We start from the raw sequence: 2,321 nt of genomic DNA on the forward strand, positions 1-2,321 counted from the left end.
GTAAGCGTCCGGCAATCCACACCTAGCTTTTGATATTCCAAGGCAGTAAATCATCGATTTGGCAACCCGGTTTGCAGATTTGGGTTAAACAATAGCTAATATAATCGTAAGGTATTAGTCCGTTGGCCTTTGCCGTTTCCACTATGCTGTAGAGCATTGCACTGGCGTTGGCCCCATTAGCTGTTTGGCTAAACAGCCAATTTTTGCGGCCAATGACAAAGGGTTTAATCGCCCGCTCAGCGCGATTATTGTCGATAGACAAATGACCATCTTCAACATATTGAACCAACTTATCCCATTGATTCAGGCTGTAGTTGAGCGCTTCCCCTAATTTGGATTTAGGTAAGGTATTGAGCAAAGATTTTTCCAACCAAGCTTTATATTGGTTAAGTAATGGCTCCGACTCTTTTTTCCGGATGGCTTGTTTTTCAGGCGCTGTTTTATCTTTGATTCTGGTTTCAATTCGATACAGTTTTTGAATATGATTCAACGCCCAATTTGCTTTGCCCGTTTTTCCTTTGGGTTGCGCTTTTTCAGCTTCATCAAACTTACGCCGTGCATGTGCCCAGCAGCCAGCAAGCTTAGCTTTAGTTTGGTCATACCCTTGGTAACCATCCACTTGAAGGTAACCTGTATAATTAAGTAAAAAATTCGCAGGATAACAACCCGAACGACCCGGCTGATATTCATACAGTACGATATTTTTAAATGGGTTATTTGCAACAGGCGTGTCAGTACCTGTGCAATATAACCACATATAGGATTTTGTTTTGTCATCACTCACCACATTGACTGTGGTCTCGTCCGCTTGAATGACATGTTGCTCTAATAAGATTTGATGCAATTTGTCATACAGTGGTTTAAATAAACTGGCACATTTGATTATCCAGTCACTCATGGTTTGTCGACTGATTTCAATGCCGTGTTGTTTAAACATGGTTTCTTGCCGATAAAGCGGCAGTGCGTATTGATATTTACTGGTGATGATTTGGCTGAGTAAGCTTGGTGTTGCAATGCCTTTAGGAATTGGACTCGCTGGCATCGGGGCTTGTTTGATTTGAACTTGTGTTTCGTTTTGCTCACAGGCTCGGCAGCTGTATTTAGGTCTAACATGTTCAATCACTTTGATTTGAGCTGGAATAAATTCAAGTTTTTCAGATTTATCTTCACCCATTTTATGCATTTCACCACCGCAGCAGTCACAGCTTTTATTTTCGATGTCGTGCACAATCACTTCGCGTGGTAAATCAGCCGGTAACGCAGTGCGTTTAGCTTTTTTACGGGTGTAAGTAACGGTTTCGTTTTCAGCTTCAACTTCACGTTCTAACTCAGCGATGTCTTCCGCTTCGTTAAATAAATCACCTTGTGCAGGGTGGCCTTCGGTTGATTTACCGAATTGTTTTTGTTGGGCTAATTTGAATTGTTCTTCTAAATACGCGATTCTGGAATCTTTATCCGTTACTTGTTTTTCAAGTTCGGCAATGCGTTTGAGAAGTTGCTGCTCTAGTTCAGTCATAGGGGTATTTTACCCTGTAACTCGCTGATTATCTGCATGTTATTCAGATTAAAAGCTGATCAGGTATGATCTAAAGTTATAAGCTCAAGTTTGATAAAATCAGCGGTTTATGACCAACAATATCAAAGCCATCGAGCAGCCAGTGCAGTTGTTGCTCAGATAAAACAAGCTGGTTTTCATGCTCGGCATTCGGCCATTTAAACTTATTGTTTTCTAATCGCTTATGCCACAAAGCAAACCCCGTTTTATCCCAGTAAAGGATTTTGAGTTTATCTTTGCTTTTGTTGCAGAAGATAAATAAAGCACCGGACATCACATTTAAATTCATTTCAGCGACAACAATATTAGCTAAACCATTAATCGATTTTCGAAAGTCCACCACTGGGCGGTGCAGGTAAATGTCACTTGGCTCAACAAACATTTTCATTTAACTAAACCTCTAATCAAATCAGACAAATACTGTGCAGAGGTTGAACCTGGCAATTTTAATTCTCCAACCTGCAAAGTCAGTGTGATATGGGCAGGCTCAACAATTTCTTGCAAACGGGTTTGTTCAGTTTGAATGGTCACTTTGCTGAAACTAGATTGGGCGGTTAATTGTTTGCGGTACTTATAAAAAGTGGACGTTGCTAAGTTATTTTGCTGGCAAAAATCTTGTATGTTTAAACCAGAGCCTGGTTGTCGGCGAATTAAATCTAGCCATTGTTGTGTTCGATTGGTTTGCATAACTCACTCCTGTGATTAAAAAGAAATGAGCTTAGCGAATATAAAATAAATGTTTAGGTGTGGTTTAGCCGACGGTTAC

At 40.4% G+C, this 2,321-nt stretch carries 3 protein-coding genes; all 3 read right to left on the reverse strand.

Annotated elements, in window-relative coordinates; genetic code table 11:
* Positions 1 to 22 precede the first annotated feature (22 nt).
* The 3 genes from QL989_RS19070 to QL989_RS19080 all read right to left on the reverse strand — a co-directional run bounded on the left by QL989_RS19070 (position 23) and on the right by QL989_RS19080 (position 2,242).
* Positions 23 to 1,516, reverse strand: coding sequence for an IS66 family transposase (locus tag QL989_RS19070; RefSeq protein ID WP_036956870.1), 1,494 nt, complete (start codon positions 1,514 to 1,516; stop codon positions 23 to 25).
* A gap of 76 nt (positions 1,517 to 1,592) precedes the next feature.
* On the reverse strand, positions 1,593 to 1,943 hold the full coding sequence (tnpB, locus tag QL989_RS19075) for an IS66 family insertion sequence element accessory protein TnpB (protein WP_036956871.1): 351 nt from the start codon (positions 1,941 to 1,943) through the stop codon (positions 1,593 to 1,595).
* Positions 1,940 to 2,242, reverse strand: coding sequence for a hypothetical protein (locus QL989_RS19080; RefSeq protein WP_036956872.1), 303 nt, complete (start codon positions 2,240 to 2,242; stop codon positions 1,940 to 1,942). The genes tnpB and QL989_RS19080 overlap by 4 nt, the downstream gene beginning before the upstream one ends.
* Positions 2,243 to 2,321 lie beyond the last annotated feature (79 nt).

It is taken from the genome of Pseudoalteromonas sp. APC 3224 (genome assembly GCF_030407535.1).
In the GTDB taxonomy this organism is placed as follows: Bacteria; Pseudomonadota; Gammaproteobacteria; order Enterobacterales; family Alteromonadaceae; genus Pseudoalteromonas.